Source organism: Streptomyces sp. NPDC018045, from assembly GCF_044327445.1.
Taxonomy (GTDB): Bacteria; Actinomycetota; Actinomycetes; order Streptomycetales; family Streptomycetaceae; genus Streptomyces.
Genome location: NZ_JBIRFL010000031.1, coordinates 15,582 through 35,112, shown reverse-complemented (window position 1 = coordinate 35,112; position 19,531 = coordinate 15,582). Strand labels below are relative to the sequence as shown.

23 protein-coding genes are annotated in these 19,531 nt (G+C 74.3%); 18 read left to right on the top strand and 5 right to left on the bottom strand.

Features of this window, described 5'->3' with window-relative positions:
* Positions 1-78: 78 nt before the first annotated feature.
* The 4 genes from ACH4EB_RS34485 to ACH4EB_RS34470 are packed head-to-tail and all read left to right on the top strand — an operon-like array spanning position 79 to position 1,962.
* Positions 79-348, top strand: a complete 270-nt coding sequence (locus ACH4EB_RS34485) for an acyl carrier protein (RefSeq protein ID WP_398352249.1) — start codon at positions 79-81, stop codon at positions 346-348.
* Positions 345-1,124 (top strand): SDR family NAD(P)-dependent oxidoreductase, encoded by a 780-nt coding sequence (locus ACH4EB_RS34480; RefSeq protein ID WP_398352248.1) that lies wholly within the window; start codon positions 345-347, stop codon positions 1,122-1,124. The genes ACH4EB_RS34485 and ACH4EB_RS34480 overlap by 4 nt, the downstream gene beginning before the upstream one ends.
* Positions 1,124-1,513 carry a SchA/CurD-like domain-containing protein gene (locus ACH4EB_RS34475; RefSeq protein WP_398352247.1) on the top strand — a complete coding sequence of 130 codons (390 nt, stop codon included), beginning with the start codon at positions 1,124-1,126 and terminating at the stop codon, positions 1,511-1,513. The genes ACH4EB_RS34480 and ACH4EB_RS34475 overlap by 1 nt, the downstream gene beginning before the upstream one ends.
* A complete protein-coding gene (locus tag ACH4EB_RS34470) occupies positions 1,510-1,962 on the top strand; it encodes a DUF1772 domain-containing protein (protein WP_398352246.1) in 453 nt (150 codons plus the stop codon). The genes ACH4EB_RS34475 and ACH4EB_RS34470 overlap by 4 nt, the downstream gene beginning before the upstream one ends.
* 89 nt (positions 1,963-2,051) lie before the next feature.
* On the opposite strand, the gene ACH4EB_RS34465 is transcribed toward ACH4EB_RS34470, so the two are convergent.
* On the bottom strand, positions 2,052-2,456 hold the full coding sequence (locus ACH4EB_RS34465) for a SchA/CurD-like domain-containing protein (RefSeq protein ID WP_398352245.1): 405 nt from the start codon (positions 2,454-2,456) through the stop codon (positions 2,052-2,054).
* Positions 2,457-2,636: 180 nt separating this feature from the next.
* Between ACH4EB_RS34465 and ACH4EB_RS34460 the strand changes: the two genes are divergently transcribed.
* From ACH4EB_RS34460 to ACH4EB_RS34410, 11 genes are all read left to right on the top strand, one after another.
* Complete coding sequence (locus tag ACH4EB_RS34460; protein ID WP_398352244.1) at positions 2,637-2,972, top strand: TcmI family type II polyketide cyclase; 336 nt, start codon at positions 2,637-2,639, stop codon at positions 2,970-2,972.
* A gap of 52 nt (positions 2,973-3,024) precedes the next feature.
* Positions 3,025-3,459 carry a cupin domain-containing protein gene (locus tag ACH4EB_RS34455; RefSeq protein WP_398352243.1) on the top strand — a complete coding sequence of 145 codons (435 nt, stop codon included), beginning with the start codon at positions 3,025-3,027 and terminating at the stop codon, positions 3,457-3,459.
* Complete coding sequence (locus tag ACH4EB_RS34450) at positions 3,453-4,745, top strand: beta-ketoacyl-[acyl-carrier-protein] synthase family protein (protein ID WP_398352276.1); 1,293 nt, start codon at positions 3,453-3,455, stop codon at positions 4,743-4,745. Before ACH4EB_RS34455 ends, ACH4EB_RS34450 begins: the two co-directional genes overlap by 7 nt.
* Positions 4,742-5,974, top strand: a complete 1,233-nt coding sequence (locus ACH4EB_RS34445; RefSeq protein ID WP_398352242.1) for a ketosynthase chain-length factor — start codon at positions 4,742-4,744, stop codon at positions 5,972-5,974. Before ACH4EB_RS34450 ends, ACH4EB_RS34445 begins: the two co-directional genes overlap by 4 nt.
* Before the next feature lie 29 nt (positions 5,975-6,003).
* Positions 6,004-6,465, top strand: coding sequence for an SRPBCC family protein (locus ACH4EB_RS34440; protein ID WP_398352240.1), 462 nt, complete (start codon positions 6,004-6,006; stop codon positions 6,463-6,465).
* 10 nt (positions 6,466-6,475) lie between these two features.
* A complete protein-coding gene (locus ACH4EB_RS34435) occupies positions 6,476-6,931 on the top strand; it encodes an anthrone oxygenase family protein (RefSeq protein WP_398352239.1) in 456 nt (151 codons plus the stop codon).
* A 70-nt stretch (positions 6,932-7,001) separates the two neighbouring features.
* The gene (locus tag ACH4EB_RS34430; protein WP_398352237.1) at positions 7,002-7,754 is read left to right on the top strand and encodes an SDR family NAD(P)-dependent oxidoreductase; all 753 of its coding nucleotides are present in this window, start codon (positions 7,002-7,004) and stop codon (positions 7,752-7,754) included.
* Complete coding sequence (locus ACH4EB_RS34425; RefSeq protein WP_398352235.1) at positions 7,754-8,074, top strand: antibiotic biosynthesis monooxygenase family protein; 321 nt, start codon at positions 7,754-7,756, stop codon at positions 8,072-8,074. The genes ACH4EB_RS34430 and ACH4EB_RS34425 overlap by 1 nt, the downstream gene beginning before the upstream one ends.
* Positions 8,064-8,375 carry an antibiotic biosynthesis monooxygenase family protein gene (locus ACH4EB_RS34420; protein ID WP_398352234.1) on the top strand — a complete coding sequence of 104 codons (312 nt, stop codon included), beginning with the start codon at positions 8,064-8,066 and terminating at the stop codon, positions 8,373-8,375. Before ACH4EB_RS34425 ends, ACH4EB_RS34420 begins: the two co-directional genes overlap by 11 nt.
* A gap of 35 nt (positions 8,376-8,410) precedes the next feature.
* A complete protein-coding gene (locus ACH4EB_RS34415; RefSeq protein WP_398352233.1) occupies positions 8,411-9,271 on the top strand; it encodes an NAD(P)-dependent oxidoreductase in 861 nt (286 codons plus the stop codon).
* 147 nt (positions 9,272-9,418) lie between these two features.
* Positions 9,419-10,612 carry a nucleotide disphospho-sugar-binding domain-containing protein gene (locus ACH4EB_RS34410; protein ID WP_398352232.1) on the top strand — a complete coding sequence of 398 codons (1,194 nt, stop codon included), beginning with the start codon at positions 9,419-9,421 and terminating at the stop codon, positions 10,610-10,612.
* Positions 10,613-10,673: 61 nt separating this feature from the next.
* Here the strand turns inward: ACH4EB_RS34410 and ACH4EB_RS34405 are convergent, their stop codons facing one another.
* Positions 10,674-11,528, bottom strand: coding sequence for an LLM class flavin-dependent oxidoreductase (locus tag ACH4EB_RS34405; RefSeq protein ID WP_398352231.1), 855 nt, complete (start codon positions 11,526-11,528; stop codon positions 10,674-10,676).
* A gap of 266 nt (positions 11,529-11,794) precedes the next feature.
* Here ACH4EB_RS34405 and ACH4EB_RS34400 point away from each other — a divergent pair, with 266 nt between their 5' ends.
* Positions 11,795-13,024, top strand: a complete 1,230-nt coding sequence (locus tag ACH4EB_RS34400) for an FAD-dependent monooxygenase (protein ID WP_398352230.1) — start codon at positions 11,795-11,797, stop codon at positions 13,022-13,024.
* A gap of 165 nt (positions 13,025-13,189) precedes the next feature.
* Here the strand turns inward: ACH4EB_RS34400 and ACH4EB_RS34395 are convergent, their stop codons facing one another.
* From ACH4EB_RS34395 to ACH4EB_RS34385, 3 genes are all read right to left on the bottom strand, one after another.
* The gene (locus tag ACH4EB_RS34395) at positions 13,190-13,942 is read right to left on the bottom strand and encodes an SDR family NAD(P)-dependent oxidoreductase (RefSeq protein WP_398352228.1); all 753 of its coding nucleotides are present in this window, start codon (positions 13,940-13,942) and stop codon (positions 13,190-13,192) included.
* Positions 13,943-14,105: 163 nt separating this feature from the next.
* The gene (locus ACH4EB_RS34390; RefSeq protein ID WP_398352227.1) at positions 14,106-15,434 is read right to left on the bottom strand and encodes a lysine N(6)-hydroxylase/L-ornithine N(5)-oxygenase family protein; all 1,329 of its coding nucleotides are present in this window, start codon (positions 15,432-15,434) and stop codon (positions 14,106-14,108) included.
* A gap of 224 nt (positions 15,435-15,658) precedes the next feature.
* Positions 15,659-16,672 carry a methyltransferase gene (locus tag ACH4EB_RS34385; RefSeq protein WP_398352225.1) on the bottom strand — a complete coding sequence of 338 codons (1,014 nt, stop codon included), beginning with the start codon at positions 16,670-16,672 and terminating at the stop codon, positions 15,659-15,661.
* Between the two features lie 246 nt (positions 16,673-16,918).
* Here ACH4EB_RS34385 and ACH4EB_RS34380 point away from each other — a divergent pair, with 246 nt between their 5' ends.
* Together ACH4EB_RS34380 and ACH4EB_RS34375 are read left to right on the top strand one after the other, a co-directional pair.
* A complete protein-coding gene (locus tag ACH4EB_RS34380) occupies positions 16,919-18,520 on the top strand; it encodes an FAD-dependent monooxygenase (protein WP_398352224.1) in 1,602 nt (533 codons plus the stop codon).
* Positions 18,521-18,763: 243 nt separating this feature from the next.
* Positions 18,764-19,462: a TenA family protein gene (locus ACH4EB_RS34375; protein ID WP_398352223.1), complete on the top strand. Its 699-nt coding sequence runs from the start codon at positions 18,764-18,766 to the stop codon at positions 19,460-19,462.
* Positions 19,463-19,531: the final 69 nt, after the last annotated feature.

Below are 19,531 nucleotides of genomic sequence, written 5' to 3'. Positions count from 1 at the left end.
GCCGTCCTGGGCCCCTGTCCGGACTTCCCGTCACCATGCGCCCGGCCCTCGCCGGTACCTGCGAAAGGAATGTGGACGATGAACGAGATCACGCTGGCCGAACTCAACGAACTGCTGCTGGAGTGCGTCGGGGCGCCGGAGGAGGGCATGAGCCTCGACGGTGCCGACGCCCTCGACACGCCGTTCCTGGAGTTCGGTTACGACTCCCTGGCCCTGCTCCAGGTCACGGGGGTCATCGAGCGCCGCCACGGCATCGCGCTGAACGACGACGCGGTGGCCGAGGCCGAGACGCCCCGGCTGCTGCTGAACCTCATCAAGGAGGCACCGCGCGCCGGAGCGGCCCGATGACCGCCCCCGCCGCCCACTCCCCCGGCCCGCCCGCTCCCGGGGCCGGTTTCGGCGGCCGCCGTGTGGTGGTCACCGGCGGCACCCGTGGCATCGGCCGGGCGATCGCGCTGGCCTTCGCCCGGGCCGGTGCCCGCCTCGTCGTCGTGCACCGCGGTGCGGGCGAGGCGCCCCGGCGGCTGGCCGAGGAGCTGACCGCCCTCGCGGGCACGCCGCCCGTCCTGGTGCGGGCGGACGTCACGCAGGCGGCCGGTGCCCGGTCGGTGGCGGACGCGGTACGCGACCACCTCGGCGGCGTGGACGTGCTGGTCAACAACGTCGGGGTGGACGGCCACGCGAAGTTCGAGGACCTCGCCGAAGCGGAGTGGCACCGGGTGCTGGACCACAACACCACCTCCGTCTACCAGGTCACCCACGCGCTGGTGGGGCAGCTCTCGGAGGGCGCGTCGGTGGTCAACGTCGGCGCCTCCGTGGGGCTGCGCGGGCGGCCCCTGGGCGTGCACTACAGCGCCTCCAAGGCGGCGCTGGTCGGTTTCACCCGGGCGCTCGCCAAGGAGCTGGGCGGCCGGGGCGTGCGGGTCAACACCGTGGCCCCCGGCGTGACCGCGGCCGGGCCCGGGACGGGTCCGCCGCCCCCGGTCGCGGAGCGGATCGCCGCGCTGACGGCGCTCGGCCGGCTCGGCCGTCCCGAGGACGTGGCCGGCGCGGTCCTGTTTCTCGCCGGTGACGCGGCCGCGTACGTCACCGGTGTCACCCTCGACGTCGACGGAGGAATCTGATGCCCTACGCCGCCATCACTTATCGCGTCAAGCCGGGCCACGAGGAGGAGATCGCGGAGATCTTCGCGGGGTTCCAGCGGGTCGACCGGCCCGAGTTCGCCGGGGAGACCGGCGAGCAGGCCGGCCGGCTGCTGGGGACGGCCGTGTTCGTCAAGGACGACGTGCTGGTACGGGTCATCCACTACGAGGGTGACTTCGCGGCCGTCGGCCGGCACATGGCCGCGCAGAAGGGCGTGCACGTCCTGGAGGAGAAGCTGGCCCCGTTCCTGGCCGAGGACCGGGACACCCGCAGCGCGCAGGGCTTCGCCGCGTACTTCCGCGACGCGACGATGCGCTCGATCGCGCAACTGACCGTCGACACCCACCCCGCGACGACGCGGACGTCATGACCGGTGTGCTCGGCGTCGCGGCGCTGCTCGGCTGCGGCATCACGGCGGGGGTGCTGTTCGCCGTGGCGTTGAGTGTGCTGCCGGCGCTCTTCGCCATGGACACGGGCACCTACGTGTACGCGCACCGGCTGCTGGGCCGGAACTGGGATCCGACCATGCCGGCCATCGTGCTCGGCAGCGCGCTCGTCAACGGGGTGCTCGCCGCCCTGACGGACGGTGCGGCACGGGCCCTGTTCGTCCTCGCCGCCGTCCTGCTGGTGGGGGTGTCGGCCGTGTCCCACCTGTGCAACGTGCCCATCAACCGGCGGGTGAAGGCCGTCACCGACCCCGCCGCGCTGCCCGCCGACTGGCAGGATCCCCGGCCCCTGTGGCGCCGCTGGCACCTGCTGCGCACGGCGCTCGCCGTGCTCGCCCTGGCGGTGACGGCCGCCGCTGTCACGGCGGCCTGAACGGCGGCCCGGCCGGGCCCGCGACCCTCCCGCATCCGGTGCGCGGGAGGGCCGCGGGCGGCCGGGCGGCGGGCCGGTGGCCGCGCGTCTCACGGCGCCGGCGTGCCCTGCCCCCGGCCGGCCGGCTCCCGGTCCCGTGCGGAGATCTCGGCGACGGTCGTCAGCAGGCTGCGCCGGAAGGTGGCCACGAACCCTTCCACCGTGCCGGTGTCCCGGGGGCGGCTCAGGTATGGCTTGAGCTTGCGCTCCACCTCACGCACCCCGGGCTGGTCCGCCATGTGCCGGGCGACCGCGTCGAGGTCGCCGGTGTACTCGATGACGCGGACCAGGGTGTCGTCCCGCAGGAAGACCGCGGTGGCCAGGATGGTGCCGGCGGTGCGGCCCTGCGCGTCGGGGACGCTGCTGCCGCGTACCCGTCGGAAGTTGCCGAAGATCTCGGTGAGTTCCTTCTCGTACCCCGGCTTGACGTCGTACGTGATCGCTGCGAACGGCATGGGACGGCTCCTGACGGCTTCGGGCGGATGTCGTCCCAGTGCAGCCGGGCCGGCTCGCGGGCGCCTCAAGCAGCCGTCCAGCGGCGGCCGGAGCGCTGGAGGAGTCCTTGAGCGGCTCTCCAGACGCCGGTGCGACGGTCCCGTCCGACGCTGTCCGTGGCACATTCCGGGAGGTACGCCGTGCACCGCACCCTGATCGTCGCCCGCCTCAAGCCCGACAAGTCCGAGGACATCGCCCGGATCTTCGGCGAGTCCGACGCCACCGACCTGCCGCACCTGGTCGGTGTCTCGCGCCGCACCCTCTTCCGGTTCCACGGGCTCTACTTCCACCTCGTCGAGGCCGACCAGGACATCACGCCCAACCTCTACCGGGCCCGCAGCCACCCGCTCTACGAGGAGATCAACACGCGGCTGGCCACGTGCGTCGAGCCGTACGACCCGGACTGGAAGGAGCCCAAGGACGCGATGGCCGACCCCTTCTACGTCTGGACGAAGGACGAGGGGCGGATCCGGTGACCCCAGGGTGCCACCGGGACCGCAGCCCCCTTGCCGCCGGAAGGAAAGACTCATGACCACCGCCATCACCCGGACCGTCAAGGTCTCCACGGGCGAGGTCGCGCCCAACACCAAGCGCGGCGGCGACCTCCGCGTCACCCTCAGCCCCCGCACCGTCGGGTGCACCTCGGGCTTCGGGGGCGTGCTGACGCTGGAACCCGGTGACTTCGTCACCGAGCACTACCACCCGTATTCGGAGGAGTTCCTGCACGTCGTCGACGGCGAGCTGACGATGACGCTGGACGGCGAACCCATCGGGCTCGGCGCCGGGGACTCGCTGCTGGTGCCGATCGGCGTACGGCACCGGCTGGTCAACACCGGCCAGAGCAGCGCGCGGTGCGCCTTCCACCTGTCGCCGCTGGCGCCGCGGCCCGAGCTCGGGCACGTGGACACCGAGGAGGCCCAGCGTCCCGAGGAGGCCAACCCGGACGTGAGCGGGGCATCGTGAGACGACGGGCCGTCATCACCGGTATCGGCGCCGTGGTGCCGGGCGGGGTGGGCCGGGAGGCGTTCTGGAACCTGCTGTCCGAGGGGCGCACCGCCACCCGGCGCATCACCCTGTTCGACCCGGCCGCCTTCCGCTCCCAGGTCGCCGCCGAAGTCGACTTCGACCCGGCCGCCGCGGGCCTCGAACCGCGCCAGGTGCGCCGGATGGACCGCGCCGCCCAGTTCGCCGTGGTCTGCGCCCGTGAGGCGGTGCGGGACAGCGGCCTGGACCTCGCGGCGCTGCCGCCCGAGCGGCTCACGGTGAGCGTCGGCAGCGCGGTGGGGTGCACCATGGGGCTGGAGGAGGAGTACGTCGTCCTCAGCGACCGCGGCCGCAAGTGGCTGGTCGACCACGAGTACGGCGTACCGCATCTGTACGGCTACATGGTGCCGAGCACGCTGGCCGTCGAGGTCGCCCGGGAGGTCGGCGCCGAGGGGCCGGTCGCCCTGATCTCGACCGGCTGCACGTCCGGACTGGACTCCATCGCGCACGCCGTCCAACTGATCGAGGAGGGCAGCGCGGACGTGGCGCTGGCCGGCGCCACCGACGCCCCGCTGTCCCCGATCACCTCGGCCTGCTTCGACGCGATCAAGGCGACCTCACCGAACAACGCGGACCCCGCGCACGCCTCCCGGCCCTTCGACCGGGACCGGGACGGCTTCGTGCTCGCCGAGGGCTCGGCCGTGCTGGTGCTGGAGGAGCGGGCGGCCGCCGAGCGGCGCGGCGCCCGCGTCTACGGGGAGATCGCCGGCTTCGCGAGCCGCAGCAACGCCTACCACATGACCGGGCTGAAGCCCGACGGGCGGGAGATGGCGGAGGCGATCACGGTCGCCCTGGACCGGGCGCGCATCGACCCCGGCGCGGTGGACTACGTCAACGCGCACGGGTCGGGCACCAAACAGAACGACCGGCACGAGACGGCGGCGTTCAAGCGCAGCCTGGGGGCGCACGCCCACGACATCCCGGTGAGTTCCATCAAGTCCATGGTGGGCCACTCGCTCGGCGCGATCGGCTCGATCGAGGTGGCCGCCTGCGCGCTCGCCCTCGAACGGCAGGTCGTGCCGCCGACGGCCAACCTGCACCACGCGGACCCGCAGTGCGACCTGGACTACGTACCGCTCACCGCGCGTGAGCACGCGATGGACGTGGTGCTGAGCGTGGGCAGCGGCTTCGGCGGGTTCCAGACCGCGATGCTGCTGGCGCGCCCCGGCACCGCGGCCGCCGCGGCCGGAAGGACCGACACATGACCGGCAGCACACCCACCCGGGCCCCGGTGATCACCGGCATCGGTGTCGTCGCCCCGACGGGCATCGGCGTCAAGGACCACTGGGCGGCGACGCTGGCCGGCGCCTCGGCGATCGGCCGCACCACCCGCTTCGACGCGTCCGGCTACCCCGTTCGGCTCGCGGGTGAGATTCCCGGGTTCGACGCGCGGACCGCCGTACGGCCGAGCCGGCTGATCTCCCAGACCGACCACTGGACGCACCTGGCGCTCGCCGCCGCCGAGGAGGCGCTCGGGGACGCGGGCGTCGATCCGTCCGCACTGCCCGAGTACGAGATGGCCGTGGTGACCTCCTCGTCGTCGGGCGGCACGGAGTTCGGCCAGCGGGAGATGACGGCGCTGTACCGGCACGACCCGTCCTGGGTGGGTGCCTACCAGTCGATCGCCTGGTTCTACGCGGCCACCACCGGCCAGCTTTCCATCCGCCACGGTATGCGCGGCCCCTGCGGGGTGCTCGCGTGCGAGCAGGCCGGCGGCCTCGACGCCATCGCGCAGGCCCGGCGGCTGACCGGCCGGGGCGCGCGGCTGGTGCTCACCGGCGGCACCGACGCCTCGCTGTGCCCGTACGGCCTGACGGCGCAGTTGTCGACCGGGAAGCTGTCCACGGCCACCGATCCGGAGCGGGCCTACCTGCCGTTCGACGCCGGTGCGCGCGGATACGTGCCCGGTGAGGGCGGCGCCATCCTCGTCCTGGAGAGCGCCGGGGCCGCCGAGGACCGGGGCGCCCTGCCCGGGTACGGGCGGGTGCTCGGCCACGCCGCCGGGTTCGACCCGCCGGACGGGTCGGGGCGCCCCCGGGCGCTGCGCCGGGTCGTCGAACAGGCCCTGGGCGCCGCCCGGCTCACCCCGGGCGACATCGACGTGGTGTTCGCCGACGCGGCCGGGGTGCCCGCCGACGACCGCGCCGAGGCGGCGGCCGTCGCCGCCGTCTTCGGCCCGTGGGCGGTGCCGGTCACGGCGCCGAAGACGCTCACCGGCCGGCTCTACGGCGGTGGCGCCCCGCTCGACGTGGCGACGGCGCTGCTGTCGCTGCGCGACGGGGTCGTCCCGCCCACCGCCGGCACCCGGCGCCCCGCACCGGGACTGGAGATCGACCTGGTGACCGGCGCGCCACGGGAGCTGCCGCTGCGGCGGGCCCTGGTCCTGGCGCGCGGCCACGGGGGTTTCACCTCGGCCCTGGTACTGGGCCGTTGACCGGCACGACGACGTGAGGAGCACCCACCATGAGCGGACACACCGACAACCACATCGTCATCGACGCGCCGATGGGCCTGGTGTGGCGGATGACCAACGACGTGCCGGGCTGGCCCGGCCTGTTCAGCGAGTACGCCGCCGCCGAGGTGCTGGAGCGCGACGGCGACACCGTGCTGTTCCGTCTGACGATGCACCCGGACGAGAACGGCCGGGTCTGGAGCTGGGTGTCCCGGCGGACGGCCGACGCCGCCGCCCGGACCGTGCGCGCCGAGCGGGTGGAGACCGGCCCGTTCGCTTACATGAAGATCTTCTGGGAGTACACCCAGGAAACCGGCGGCGTCCGGATGCGCTGGGTGCAGGACTTCCGGATGAAGCCCGAAGCCCCGGTCACGGACGAGCAGATGACCGAGCGCCTCAACCGCAACACCCCGGTCCAGATGAACCTGATCAAGGAGAAGGTCGAGGCCGCCGCGCGCGCCCTCGTCCGCTGAGGGGCGTCGCGTGCTGGCCCTGCTCACCCCCCTGGTGCTGCTGCTCAACGGGCTGGCGGCCGGGGTGCTGTTCGGCACCCAGTTGGGCGGCTTCCCGTATCTGGCCTCCCTGCCCGTCGACCGGTACGTGCACGCCCACGCGTTCTTCGGCACCCGCTACGACCCGGCGATGCCGCTCTGCCTCGTCGGCACGGTCGGCTGCGACGCGGCGCTGGCCTTCCTGGCGCCGGAGCCCGCCGCGCGGGCGGCGTTCGCGGTGGCCGCCGTACTGGCCGTGGCCACGGCCGTCATCTCGGTCACGCGCAACGCCCCGGTCAACCGGTGGCTGCGCACCCTGGATCCGGACCGCCTGCCGGCGGACTTCGCGGACCCGCGCCGAAGCTGGGGGCGCTGGAACCGGCGGCGCAGCCTGCTGACCGTCGCCGCCCTGCTGGCGAACTGTGCCGGGCTGGGCGTGCTGCTCTGACCTCCGGCCGGACGCCGCTCCCCCCGTCCCCTCCCGTCCCGCCCCTGCTCGCATCCCACTCGGAGGAATCATGGAACTCGCACTGCGCGGCAAGAAGGCCCTGGTCACCGGCGGTACCCGGGGCATCGGCCGCGGGATCGTCCTGGCCCTGGCCCGGGCCGGTGTCGACGTCGTCACCTGCTACCGCACCGAGAGCGACTTCGTCGGCTCCCTGGAGGCCGAACTGAAGGCGATCGGCGGTGACCACCACGTGGTACGCGCCGACCTGACCCGCCCGTCCGACGTGGCCGAGCTGCTGGAGCGGGCCCGGGAGCGGTACGGGAAGCTCGACCTGCTCGTCAACAACGCCGGCGCGATCAGCCACGTCCCCTACGGTGAGCTGCCGCTGGAGGAGTGGGAGCGCATCCTCTCCACCAACATCACGGGCACCCACCTCGTCGTGCAGCACGCCCTGCCGCTGCTCGGCGCGGGCTCCTCGGTGGTCACCATCGGCTCCCGGGCCGTGGACGCGGGCGTGCCGCTGCGTGCCCACTACACGGCGACCAAGGCGGCCGTCGTGGGCCTGAACCGTTCCCTGGCGCGGGAGTTCGGGCCCCGGGGCATCCGGTTCAACGTGGTCGCCCTCGGGGTCATCGAGACCGAGAACTTCCACGCGCTGCCCGAGGAGCAGCGCACCCTCATGGCCGAACGGTACGGCGCGAAGACCGCCCTCGGCCGGCTCGGCAAGCCCGAGGAGGTCGCGGGCGCCGTGCTGTGGCTCGCCAGCGACCTGTCCCGTTATGTGACCGGCAACGTCATCGGCGTCGACGGGGGGATCTCCTGATGACCTTCCGGGTGATGCTGCGCATGGAGATCGAGCCGGGCCGCGAGGGCGACTTCGAGCGGGCGTGGCGCGCGGGCAGCGACGCGGTGACCGGGCATCCGGCCAGCCTCGGCCAGTCGCTGTCCCGGGCCACCACCGAGGACAGCACGTACTACATCGTCAGCGACTGGCTGGACGAGGCGCGGTTCCGGGAGTTCGAGGACAGCCCCGCGCATCTGGAGCACCGGGCGAAGCTCCATCCGTTCCGCCGCGGCGGCTCCTTCCACCCGATGGAGATGGTGGCGCACATCGAGGGCCGGGCGGTGGGCCGTGCCCGCTGAGGCCCGGGTCATCGTCTACCAGGCCGCGTACGACGAGCAGCAGCTCGCCGCGGTCCGGTCCGCCTATCACCAGGTCAGCGAGCGGATGGCGGGGGTGCCCGGGCTGCTCGGCAACGAGCTGCTGCGCAGCCCCGCGGACCCCACCGCGCTGGCGGTGATGAGCCGTTGGGAGTCCATGGCCGCCTTCCTGGCGTGGGAGGGGGGCGCGGACCACCGGCAGGACACCGCTCCGCTGCGCCCGTTCCGCGACACCCGGACCGCCGCCCCGTTCGCCGTGTACGAGGTCGACGCCGCGTACTGAGGCGCGCGCCGCCGTATCGAAGGAAAGGAGTGGTCATGGACCACCGACAACTGGCGTTCATCGGCCTCGGCGCCATGGGCGGCGGGATGGCGCACCGGCTGCTGGAGAGCGGATTCGAGCTGACGGTCTTCAACCGGACGGCCGGGAAGGCCGGGCCGCTGGTGCGGGCCGGGGCCCGGGCGGCGGACACCCCCGAGTCCGCCGCCGCGGGGCGCCGGGTCGTCCTGCTGAGCCTGAGCGACGAGACGGCCGTCGAGGAGGTGCTGTTCGGCCGGGTCGTGCCGGTCCTGGAGCCCGGGGCGCTCGTCGTCGACACCTCGACCGTCTCCCCCGGCTACGCCCGGGAGGCGGCCGGCCGGCTGGCCGGCCAGGGGCTGCGGCGCGTCGAGGCGTGCGTCGTGGGCAATCCGCTCCAGGCGCGCCAGGGGGAACTGCGGGTCTTCGGCGCCGGGGACGAGGCGGACCTGGCCGAGGTCCGGCCGGTGCTCGACGCGCTCGGGCGGGTGCTGCACCTCGGCGGCCCGGGCACCGCGACCAGCCTCAAGGTCGTTCTCAATCTGCTGCTCGGCGCCCAGGTCGCCTCGATGGCGGAGGCGGTCTCCTACGGGGTCGCCGCCGGCCTCGACCGGGACCGGGTCATCGCCACCATCGCGGAGTCCGGGTTCAGCTCCCTGGTGATGCGGTTCCGCGCGGACCTGATGCGGCGCGGCTCGTACGAACCGGCCTTCTTCCGCGCTGACCTGATGGCGAAGGACATCGGCATCGCCACCCGGTCCGCCCGCGAGAGCGGCCTCGCCCTGCCGGTGCTGGACACCGTGCGGGAGCGGTTCGCGTCCGTGGTCGCCGCGGGCGACGGCGCCAAGGACGCCTCCGTCATCGTCGACCACCCCGCGTAGGGCGGGCCTTCCGGATCACCCCGGCCCGCCGCGTACGGCCCGGCGCGTCTTCCCCGCGGAGACCGCCGGGCCGCGCGCGGCGGGCCGTTCCCGGCCCGCTCCCCGCCGGAGCGGGCGCACCCCGTCATGAAGGGAAACAGGCGAGTCATGCGCGTACTGTTCACGTCCTGGGCCTGGCCCTCACACCTGTATGCCCTCGTGCCGTTGGCCTCGGCCTTCCGGGCCGCCGGGCACGAGGTACTGGTCGCCGGCCCGCCCGCGCTGAAGCCGGAGACCGACCGCACCGGGCTGCCGGGCGCGGTGGTCGGTACGGACACCGACGCGGTCGGCCTGGTGCGGGGCTATGTGCTGCCGTCCGCGGCCGTCGGTCCGCCCGCGCGGCCCGCCGGGGAACCGCTGCCGGGCAACGGGCCGCGGGCCCTGCGGATGGTCGCGGCGCTCGCCGCGTCGATGACCGACGACCTGGTGGAGCTGGCCCGCGACTGGCGCGCGGACCTGGTGGTGTACGAGCCGACCGCCCTGGCCGGTCCGGTCGCCGCCGCGGCGGCCGGGGTGCCCGCGGTGCGGGTGCTGTACGGCACGGACCTGCTGGCACGCGCCCGTGCGCTGCTGCCGCAGGCCGTGGCGCCGTTCCTGGAGCGGTACGGCATCGAGGACTTCGACCCCCTGGGCACGCTGACCGTCGATCCGTGCCCGGACGCTCTGCAACTGCCCGTCGGGTACCGGCGGGCGCCGGTGCGCCACGTGCCGTACAACGGCTGCGGCGAGCCGCCCCGGCTGCCCCGGCCGGCCCCGGGCGTGCGCCGGGCCGTGGTGACCTGGGGGCACACCATGGCGCGCCTCGACGGCCGGCTCTTCCTCGGCGGCCGGGCGGCCGCGGCGCTGGCGGGCCCCGGCGTCGAGGTGGTGCTCGCGGTGTCGGCCCGGCAGCGGGGCCTGCTCGGCGCCGCCCTGCTCGACGGGTCGGCGGGCGTGCGCGTGGTGACGGACGTGCCGCTGCACGCGCTGGTGCCCTCGGCCGGCCTGGTGGTGGCCCACGGCGGGGCCGGCACGGTGCTGACCTCCTTGCGGGCGGGGGTGCCGCTGCTGCTCGTCCCGCAGTTGCCGGACCACGCGGGGCACGCGGAACGGGTGGCGGCGGTGGGCGCGGGCCGGGTGCTCACCCGGGACGAGGCGACCGCCGAGCGGCTCCGCGCCGAGGCGTACGCGCTGTTGGACGACGACGCCGCCCTGGCCGCCGCGCGCCGTATGAGCGCCGAGATGCTCGGCCGCCCGACGCCCGCGCGGGTCGCGGCGGAACTGGCCCGCACGCTGCCGGTCCGCGCGGCGGGGCGCCGCTGACCCGGCACCGCGCACGGCGAGGGCCGCCCACCGGTGTTCCGGCGGGCGGCCCTCGCGGGGTTCACAACACGGCTTCCGCCAGCGACTCCAGGTGGCGCGGGTCGGCGGAGCACGGCATCAGGACGAGTTCGTCGCAGCCGCTGTCCGCGTAGCTCTGGGCTAGGTCCACCAGCTCCTGCCGGTCGGTGACGGCCATGGAGGCGATGCGCTGGGCGAAGGGGCCCGCGAAGGCGTAGTAGTCACCGAGGTACGCCTGCGCCAGCTCCCGTGCGCCGGGCCCGAGCGCCGCGTAGGCCAGGGACACCAGCCGCGGCCGGCCGCTGCGCCCCTCCTCCCGCCACGCCTCGCGGGCCCGCGCGACCAGGTCACCGTACGCCGAGGCGGAACTGCCGCCGCAGAACCAGCCGTCGCCGAGGCGGGCGGCGCGCCGCATGGCCGCCGGTGAGTGGCCGCCGACCAGCAACTGGGGCTGCTCGGTGGTGAGTTCGGGGCCGATTCCGGGCACCTCGCCCTTGCCCTGCCAGATGTCGCGCAACTCGGCGAGCTGGGCGTCGAGCCGGCGCCCGCGGTCGTGGTAGGTGGCGTCGACGGCCTGGAAGTCGTCCTCCCGGCCGCCCGCGGCCACGCCCAGCACCAGCCGGCCGCCGGACAGCGCCGAGACGGTGGCCGCCTGCTTGGCGAGGAGCGCCGTCTGGGTCCGGTAGGGGGCGATGAGGATGCCGGTCGTCAGGCGTACGCGTTCGGTCACCGCGGCCGCGGCGGCCAGGGCTGTCAGCGGTTCGTAGTTGTCGTAGACGAGCCGGTCGATCACGCCGAGACTGGCGAATCCGGCTTCCTCGGCCCGGCGGGCCCAGTCCGCCAGCGCGGGGCCGTCCTTGTCCGGGACCGTGGTCGGCAGGCCCAACCCGAATTCCATACCTGATCAGCTCCTTGTGAGTGCGGTGGGGCACGGTGCGCCGGTCGGGGACGGGGGCCGGCACGGTCCGCCGTCCACGGACACCGCGCGCCCCGGGCCGTCGCCCGAGGGCCCGGCCGGGCCGGTCGGGGCCCGGGCGTGTGGCCACCTTGCAGGCGTTCTCTCAAAGGGCCGTCCAGTTCCGCTGGATCCCGACGGGCCCTCCAGGGATTCGCGAGCCGCCGTCCCCACAGTGGGCCGACACACCGTGCGAGAGGAGCGTGCCGATGGGCCGGAACGGAATGCGGGTCCTGGTGATCGGAGGGGGCGTCGGCGGTCTGTGCCTCGCACAGGGCCTGCGCGGGGCCGGGGTCGACGTCACGGTCCACGAACGGGACGGCGGCCCGGACGAACGGCGCCAGGGGTACCGGCTGAGGATCAGCCCGGAGGGCGAGGCGTCGCTGCGCGCCTGCCTGCCGCCGCCGTTGCAGGAACTGCTCGTGGCCACCGCGCACCGGCGCGGCGAGAACGGCCTCGACGCCTACGACGAGCGGCTCACCCCTCAGTGGACGCCGCGCTTCGACGATCCGCGGGGCGACCGCCCCGACAAGATCGACGCGGTCGACCGGGACGTGCTGCGGCGGGTCCTGCTGGCCGGGCTGGAGCCGTCGGTCCGGTACGGCAGGACCTTCACGCACTGCGAACGGCGGCCGGACGGCGGGGTGACGGCGTACTTCGCCGACGGCAGCACCGCCGAGGGGGACGTGCTGGTGGCGGCCGACGGGGCCAACTCGCAGGTGCGGGCGCAGCTCCTGCCCGACCGCCGGCCCGCCGACCTGGGCGTACGGACGGTGTTCTCGCGCATCACGCGCGCGGACGCGGTGCGCGCGGGGCTGCCGGAGCCGTTGCGGGACCGCTTCAGCTATGTGATCGGCACGGACGGCAGCCACCTCGGGCTGATGCCGATGTCGTTCCGGGACGGGGTGCGCGGGACGGCGGCCCGGCTGTGGCCGGGGCTGGAACTGCCGGATACCGAGGACTACTACATGGCGGTGCTGAACGTGCACCGCGAGGACCTGGGCATGGCGGACGAGGAGTTCTTCGCCCTGGACGGGCCCGGCCTGTGCGGCTTCGCGGCCCGCCGGACCGCCGCCTGGCACCCCGGGCTGCGCGGCGTCTTCCGGCACGCCCGCCCGGAACTCACCTTCGGTGTGGCCCTGCGGGCCCATCTGCCCGTGGTGCCCTGGGAGACCGGGCCGGTCGTCCCGCTGGGGGACGCGGTGCACACGATGCCGCCGTCCGGCGGGGTGGGCGCCAACAGCGCGGTACGGGACGCCGCGGCGCTGACCGAGGCGCTGGCCGCGGTGGACCGGGGCGAGCGGGGCCTCGCGGACGCCGTGGCGGCGTACCAGAAGGACATGGTGGAGTACGCGACCGAGGGCGTGGAGATGTCGCTGCGCATCGCACGCTGGTCCATCAAGAAGGTCGACGTGGGCGGGGACGGCACCGCAGGGTGAACGACCAGGGGCCCGGGGCCGGTTGTCCGGTCCCGGACCCTGCGCGTACGGGACCGGCCCGCACGGCCACGGGCCCGCGCGCCGCCGGCCCGCCCGGCTGCCCCGGCCGGGGGTGTCCGGGGCAGCCTGGAGAGCCGGCGGCGCGGGTGCCGCGGGATGCTCGGGTCAGCGACCGCCGGCGGTGTGGATGACCTCGCCGTTGATGTTGCCGTTGCCGTCCGAGCCGAGGAACACGATGAGGCGCGCGACCTCCGCCGCGGTGGTCAGCCGCCCGCTGGGGGTCTGCTCGGCGCTCTTCTCGATGACCGCCGGGTCCACACCGGCGAGCTGCTCGGTGATCGTGCCGCCCGGGGCCACGACGTTGACGAGTACGCCGTCGTGGTTCCACATCAGGCCCCGGGCGAAGCCGTGCAGCGCCGACTTGGCGGCACTGTAGATCTCGGAGCCGGGCATCCCGGCGGTCGCGGTGACCGAGGAGAGCAGCACGACCCGGCCCCAGCCGCGCTCGCGCATACCGCGCAGCGCCTGCCGGACGGTGCGGATGTGCCCCTCGACGTTGGCGCGCATCGTGCCGAACCACTCGTCGACCGGCAGGTCCTCCAACGGCGGCTGCCGGTCGGGGTCGACCCACTGCCAGGTCTGGGCGTTGGCGACGACCACGTCGATCCCGCCCCAGCGCTCCTCGGCGGCCCGGACGGCGGCGGTCACGGACTCCGGGTCGCCGAGGTCCAGGCGGACGGCGTGGGCGCGCTCCGCGCCGCCCAGCTCCTCCACCACGGCCTTCGCGGCGGACTCGCCGGTGTGGTACGTGACGACCACCCGGGCGCCCTCGTCGGCGAACGCCTTCGCGGCGGCCCTGCCGATGCCGCGGGTCGCCCCCGTCACCAGAACCCGCTTGTCCCGCAAGCCCAGATCCATCGTTCGCCTCTCTGCCTGTGTAGCTGACGTACCGTCAAGCGCCGTACGGACGGACGTGGTTCGCGGTCCGCCGAGCACCCCGACGGATTTAGCTTGACAGCCGAGTATCTAGATTGTCAAGGGATTAATTCCGCCGCTCCTCCGCGCAGCCCCTCCCCGCCTCTCACAACCAGGCCGTGCTCACATGCTCGTCACGGATCACGTACACGTCCCGTTCCAGCACGGAGTTGAGGATCGTGGCGGCCCGCACCGCCAGCAGGCTGAGGTTCGGATCGGCGATGCCGTGCCCGGTCCGGCTGCGGTTTTGCACGTAGAGCCGGTTGTGCTCGGCGTTCTTCCACCGCACCGAGTAGTCGGCCTCCAGCACCGGCCGGCCGGCCTCGTCCAGCTCCATCAGCGCGAGCAGTTCCGGGGCGAGCGGCAGGGCCGTCGCCTCGCGGCCGGTGGCGAGCACCACCAAGGGCGCGGCGTGCCGTTCCCGGCCGCCCCAGTCCCGCTCGCACCACAGCACGATCTGGTCGTCGCGTTCGCAGGCCCGCACCACGTCGCGGCCGGGCAGCAGCATGACCGGGTAGCGGCCCTCGCGCAGGTACATCTCGTGGTTGAGCTGGTAGACCTGCTGGATCGTGCTCAGCGAGATGCCGTCGCTGGTGAGCTGCTGCTCGGCCACGTACCGCTGCCGCACCTCCGCCGGCAGGCCGTGGAAGAACCTCAGGTACGCGGGGCGGAAGAAGTCGTTGGCCGAGGGCGAGTCGTCCATCGGCGCGAACCAGTTGCGCCGCCCGACCCACCGGATGTCCCGGAAGCCGTGCTGGATCAGCTCCAGCACGGACTCGGCGCCGGTCTGCCCGCCGCCGACGACCACCGCCGGCTGGTACGGCAGCACGGCGGCGCCGCGCAGCCGGGCGTGCAGCCGCTCGGCCAGTACGAGCCCTTCGGCGTCCAGCCCCGCGAAGCAGGCCGGCACGCGCGGCCGGGTGCCCAGGCCGAGGACGACGTGCTCCGCGGTGGCCATCGGGCCGTCGGGCCCCTCCAGCACGAACCGCCCGGCGGGGCCCGTACCGTCGAAGCCGACGCGCTCGACGGGGCTGCCGTACCGGACCGTCCCCAGCTCTGCGGCCGCCCAGGCGAGGTAGCGCGCGAACTCCAGTCGCGGGATCTCCTCGTACTGGGCGTTGATGAAGGAGTACATGCGGCCGCCGGCCACCAGGTAGTTCAGGAACGACAGCCGGTTGGTCGGGTCGACCAGGGTCACCAGGTCCTTGATCCAGGAGGTCTGCAGGCGGGTGCCCTCGCTGAGCTGGCCGGGGTGCCAGGCCGCCGAGGAACGCCGCTCGTAGAGCCGGACCCCGCCGGGGACCACCGGTTCGCCGAGCGCGGCGAGACTCAGGTTGGCCGGACCGGCTCCGACGCCCGCCACCGTGTGATGGGGCAGCCGGTTGCCGGACCGCTTCTCGGGCACCTCGACGGGGTGCTGGCGCTGCTCGCTCATCATTCTCCTCCCGGCCACGGGTGCGCAGGCTTGCGACGGGCCGTCGTCGGTACGGTTCAGGGTCGGCAGCGCGGATCGGGCGGCGGTCGAGAGCGGGCGGAGCCGGTCCGGAGCCGCGCGGGGCGGGCCGGGCGCCCGACGGCACCGGAGCCGCCGGCCGGACGCCTCGCTGCCCGCCCGGCACCGGGGCGGGGGCGGGGGGCCGGGCGGCGGCTCCGGCGCGCTCAGGCGCCCTTGCGGCAGATCACCAGCGTGTCGTAGTCGCTCAGCGGGGTGACCTCGGTGCTCACGAAGCCGGCCCGCTCGGCGACCGCCGTGATCTCGGAGGCCTGGTACTCCTCGCCGCCGTCGGTGACCAGCAGCATGTCCAGGCTGATGACGAGGTTCTCGATGTGCGCCGGCTCGTCCTCCAGCATCCGGTCGTAGACCAGCAGGGCACCGCCCGGGTTGACCGCCTCGTACGCCTTGCCGACCAGGTAGGCGCGCTGCTCCCGGTCCCAGTCGTGCAGGACGTGGCCCAGCAGGACGACGTCCGCGGACGGCAGCGGGTCCTCGAAGAAACTGCCGCCGGTGAAGGCGACCCTGCCGGTGAGACCGTGCTCGGCCACCTTCTCGTCGAACAGCGGCGCCATCGCCGGGAGGTCGAAGACGTGCCCGGTCAGGTGCGGGTGGGCCTTGACGATGAGGGAGCACAGGTTGCCGCGGGCGCCGCCCACGTCGAGCACCGAGCCGTGGCCCGACCAGTCGTACTTCTGCGCCAGTTCCGGCCCCACCACGTTGGTGAGCCCGTCCATCATGCCGACGAACTGCCGCAGGACGGCGGGGTTGCGGGTGACCTGCTCGAAGTCGCTGCCGGACTGCTGCCGGCCGGTGCGCAGGCCCTCGGCGAGCCGGCCCCAGGCCGGATAGAGGTTGCGGTTGGAGCGCTCCAGGAAGCCGCCGACGTACCCCGGCGCGCCCTGGACGAGGCAGGCGTCGGAGCCCGGCGCGTTGCGGTAGCGGCCGTCGGCGCGCTCCAGCACGCCCAGCGCGGTCAGCAGGTCGAGGAAGTCGGACAGGCCCCGGCCGTGCAGGTCGAGCGCGGTGCGGATCTCCTCCGGCGTCGAGGGGCCCTTCTCGTGGAGCGTGGTGAACAGGCGCAGTTCGACGGCGGTCAGCAACGCCTTGGCGTCGCAGAACATGTTGCCCAACCGGATGATTCCGGCCGGGGTGGTGACATCGGGCAGGGTGTGCGACATGCGCGGGGCTCCTTCCGGCACCGACCGTGGCCTGGTGCCACACGGTTGGCGGGACCTTCGCAGCCGCGGGTCGAGCACCCCTAGAGAAACCGCCGGGCGTACGGAAGGCGGTCCTCCAGCACCGCTTGAGGCGCCGCCAGTACTCCTCGAAGGGCGCCCCGCGGCCGGACGGCCGACGGGTTCCCGGTTGTCGGCAGGGCCTGGAAGTGGTCCGGGTTCGGCCCAGTCCACACTGAGGGGACATGCATGTATGACCTGAGAATCCCGGTACTCGTCGTCGGCGGAGGCCCGGTCGGGCTCGCCACCGCGCTGTTCTGCGGACGGCACGGGCTGCGGACGATGGTGCTGGAGAAGCGCGACGACACCTCCACGCTGCCCCGCGCCCCGGGCCTGCAGGCACGCACCATGGAGCTGTTCCGGGCGGCCGGTCTGGGGCCGGACATCCGCGCCCTGGAGATGGGCGACTCACACCCGTACTTCGAGGGCGGCATCATCAAGGTGCGCACCTTCGCCGAGATCGACGACGCGGAGGTGCTGGAGGTGCCGTCGCTGGACGGCCCCACGGTGAGCCCCGAGCGGGTGATGGGGTGCGGCCAGGACCGCTACGAGAAGGTGCTGGTGGCCAAGGCCCGGGAGCACGGCGCCGAGGTGCGCTTCGGCTGCCGCCTGGTCTCCTTCGAGCAGGACGCCGAGGGGGTGACCGCCGTCGTCGGCGACAACGCGACCGGCAGGCGGTTCACCGTACGGGCGGACTACCTGGTGGGCGCGGACGGCGCGAGCAGCCGCACCCGGGAGGCCCTGGGCGTGCGGCGCGACGGGCGCGGCACCGTGTTCAACGCGCTCAGTGTCTACTTCCGGGCGCCGGAACTCGAACGGCTGCTGAAGGACCGCAAGTTCATCCTGTGCTATGCCTCCGCGGGCGGCGGGCTGATGGGCCTGTCCCGGCTGCACGGCCGCGACCCGTGGCTGGCCGCGCCGCTGTACTTCCCCGAGAAGGGCGAGACCCCGGCCGACTTCACCGACGAGCGGTGCGTGGACATCGTGCGGCAGGCCGCGGGCCGGGACATCGACGTGGAGATCGTGGACAAGGTGCCCTGGCGCGGGGCGCAGCTCGTCTCCGAGACGTTCCGGGCGGGCCGGGTGTTCCTGGCCGGTGACGCCGCGCACGTCCACCCGCCGGCCGGCGGGTTCGGCGCCAACACCGGTATCCACGACGCCCACAACCTGGCCTGGAAACTGGCCGCCGTCCTCAAGGGCTGGGGCACGGACGCGCTGCTGGACACCTACGACGCCGAGCGGCGCCCGCTGGGCATCGCGATGTCCGAGCAGGCGCTGGTGCGCAACCGGATCCGGCACGGGTACGCCACCGAGGCGGACCGGGCCGGCTTCGTGGACGACGTGGTCATCACCCTGGGCTACCGCTACCGCTCCGGCTCCGTCCTGGCGGACCCCGGCGCCCGGGTCCTGAGCCCCGAACTCCGGCTCACCGGTGAGCCCGGCACCCGGGCCCCGCACGTGTGGCTGCGGCACGGAACGGCGGAGATCTCCACCATCGACCTGTTCTGGGACTCCTATGTGCTGCTCACCGGCCCCGGGGGCGGCGCCTGGGCGCAGGCCGCCGAACCGGTCGCACGCAAGCTCGGCGTCCCGTTGCGCACCTGGACCGTCGGCGACCGGGCGGACCTGCGGCCGGTCGACCGCGACTGGGCCGAGGCGTACGGGGTGGGGCCGGACGGCGCCGTCCTGGTCCGCCCGGACGCCTTCGTCTCCTGGCGCGCCGAACGCCTGGAGGGCGACCCGCAGGAGGTGCTGACCGACGTCCTGTCCCGGGCGGCCTGCCAGGACTGACGGCGGGGCCGGGACCGACCGTGGGGCCAGGACCGGCCACCGGGTCCGGACCGACCGCAGCGTCCGGACCGCCGGCAGGTCTCGGCCGTACGCGGAGCAGGCGTACGGAGCAGCCGCGGCGCCGCCTCCGGTCCACCGGGGGCGGCGCCGCTCTGCGCGCAGCGGCACGGCGGGATGCGGAGTCCGGGCACCTGCGAGCCGTCTCCGATCGTTCCTTGAGCCCGCACCGCCACGCTCTTCCGCATGGAGCGTGACACCACCGACCGGCATCCGCCGGTACGGACCGAACTCACCCGGACCATGCGGGACACCGCCCGTCGGCTGGTCGGCCACCCCTTCTACCGGGGGCTGGCCGACGGAAGCCTGCCGGACGCCGCACTGGCGCACTTCCTCCAGCAGGACCACTGGCACGTCCTGCCCGCCTACGCCGCCGCCCACGCCCGCTGCGCCGCGGTGGCCGCCGACCGGCGCCACGCACTGCTGTTCAGCCGGCTGGGCACCGGCACCGCCGAGGACGCCGAACGGCGTCAGGAACGGGTGCGGCGGTGGGGCAAGGACCTCGGGCTGCCGCTCGCGGACGGCGTCCCCGGGGTGCTGCCCACCACGCTCGGCTACACCGCCTTCCTGGGCGCCGCCCCGGCCCGTTCGCTGCCCGCGGGAACCGGCGCCGTCCTGCCCGCCGCCTGGCTCTTCCTGCTCGTCACCGACGCACTGCTGACCCGCTGCGTGCCGGGCTCCCGGTATGCCGCGGTGATCGAGGAGTGGCATCCCGGCGACACCTACCGCGGTCTGGTGGACGTGTTCCTCGGCGCCGTGGAGGAGATCGCCGTGGACTGCTCGCCGGCCGGCCGCCGGGAACTCGTCACGTACGCACGGCACGCCGCCTACTTCGAGTGGGCCCACGTGGACGCAGCCTGGCGGCAGGAGGCCTGGCCGTTCTGACCCGTCGCACCGGCACCGCACCGGCGGCCGGCGACACCCGAGATCCGACCGACGACAGTCGACAGTGAG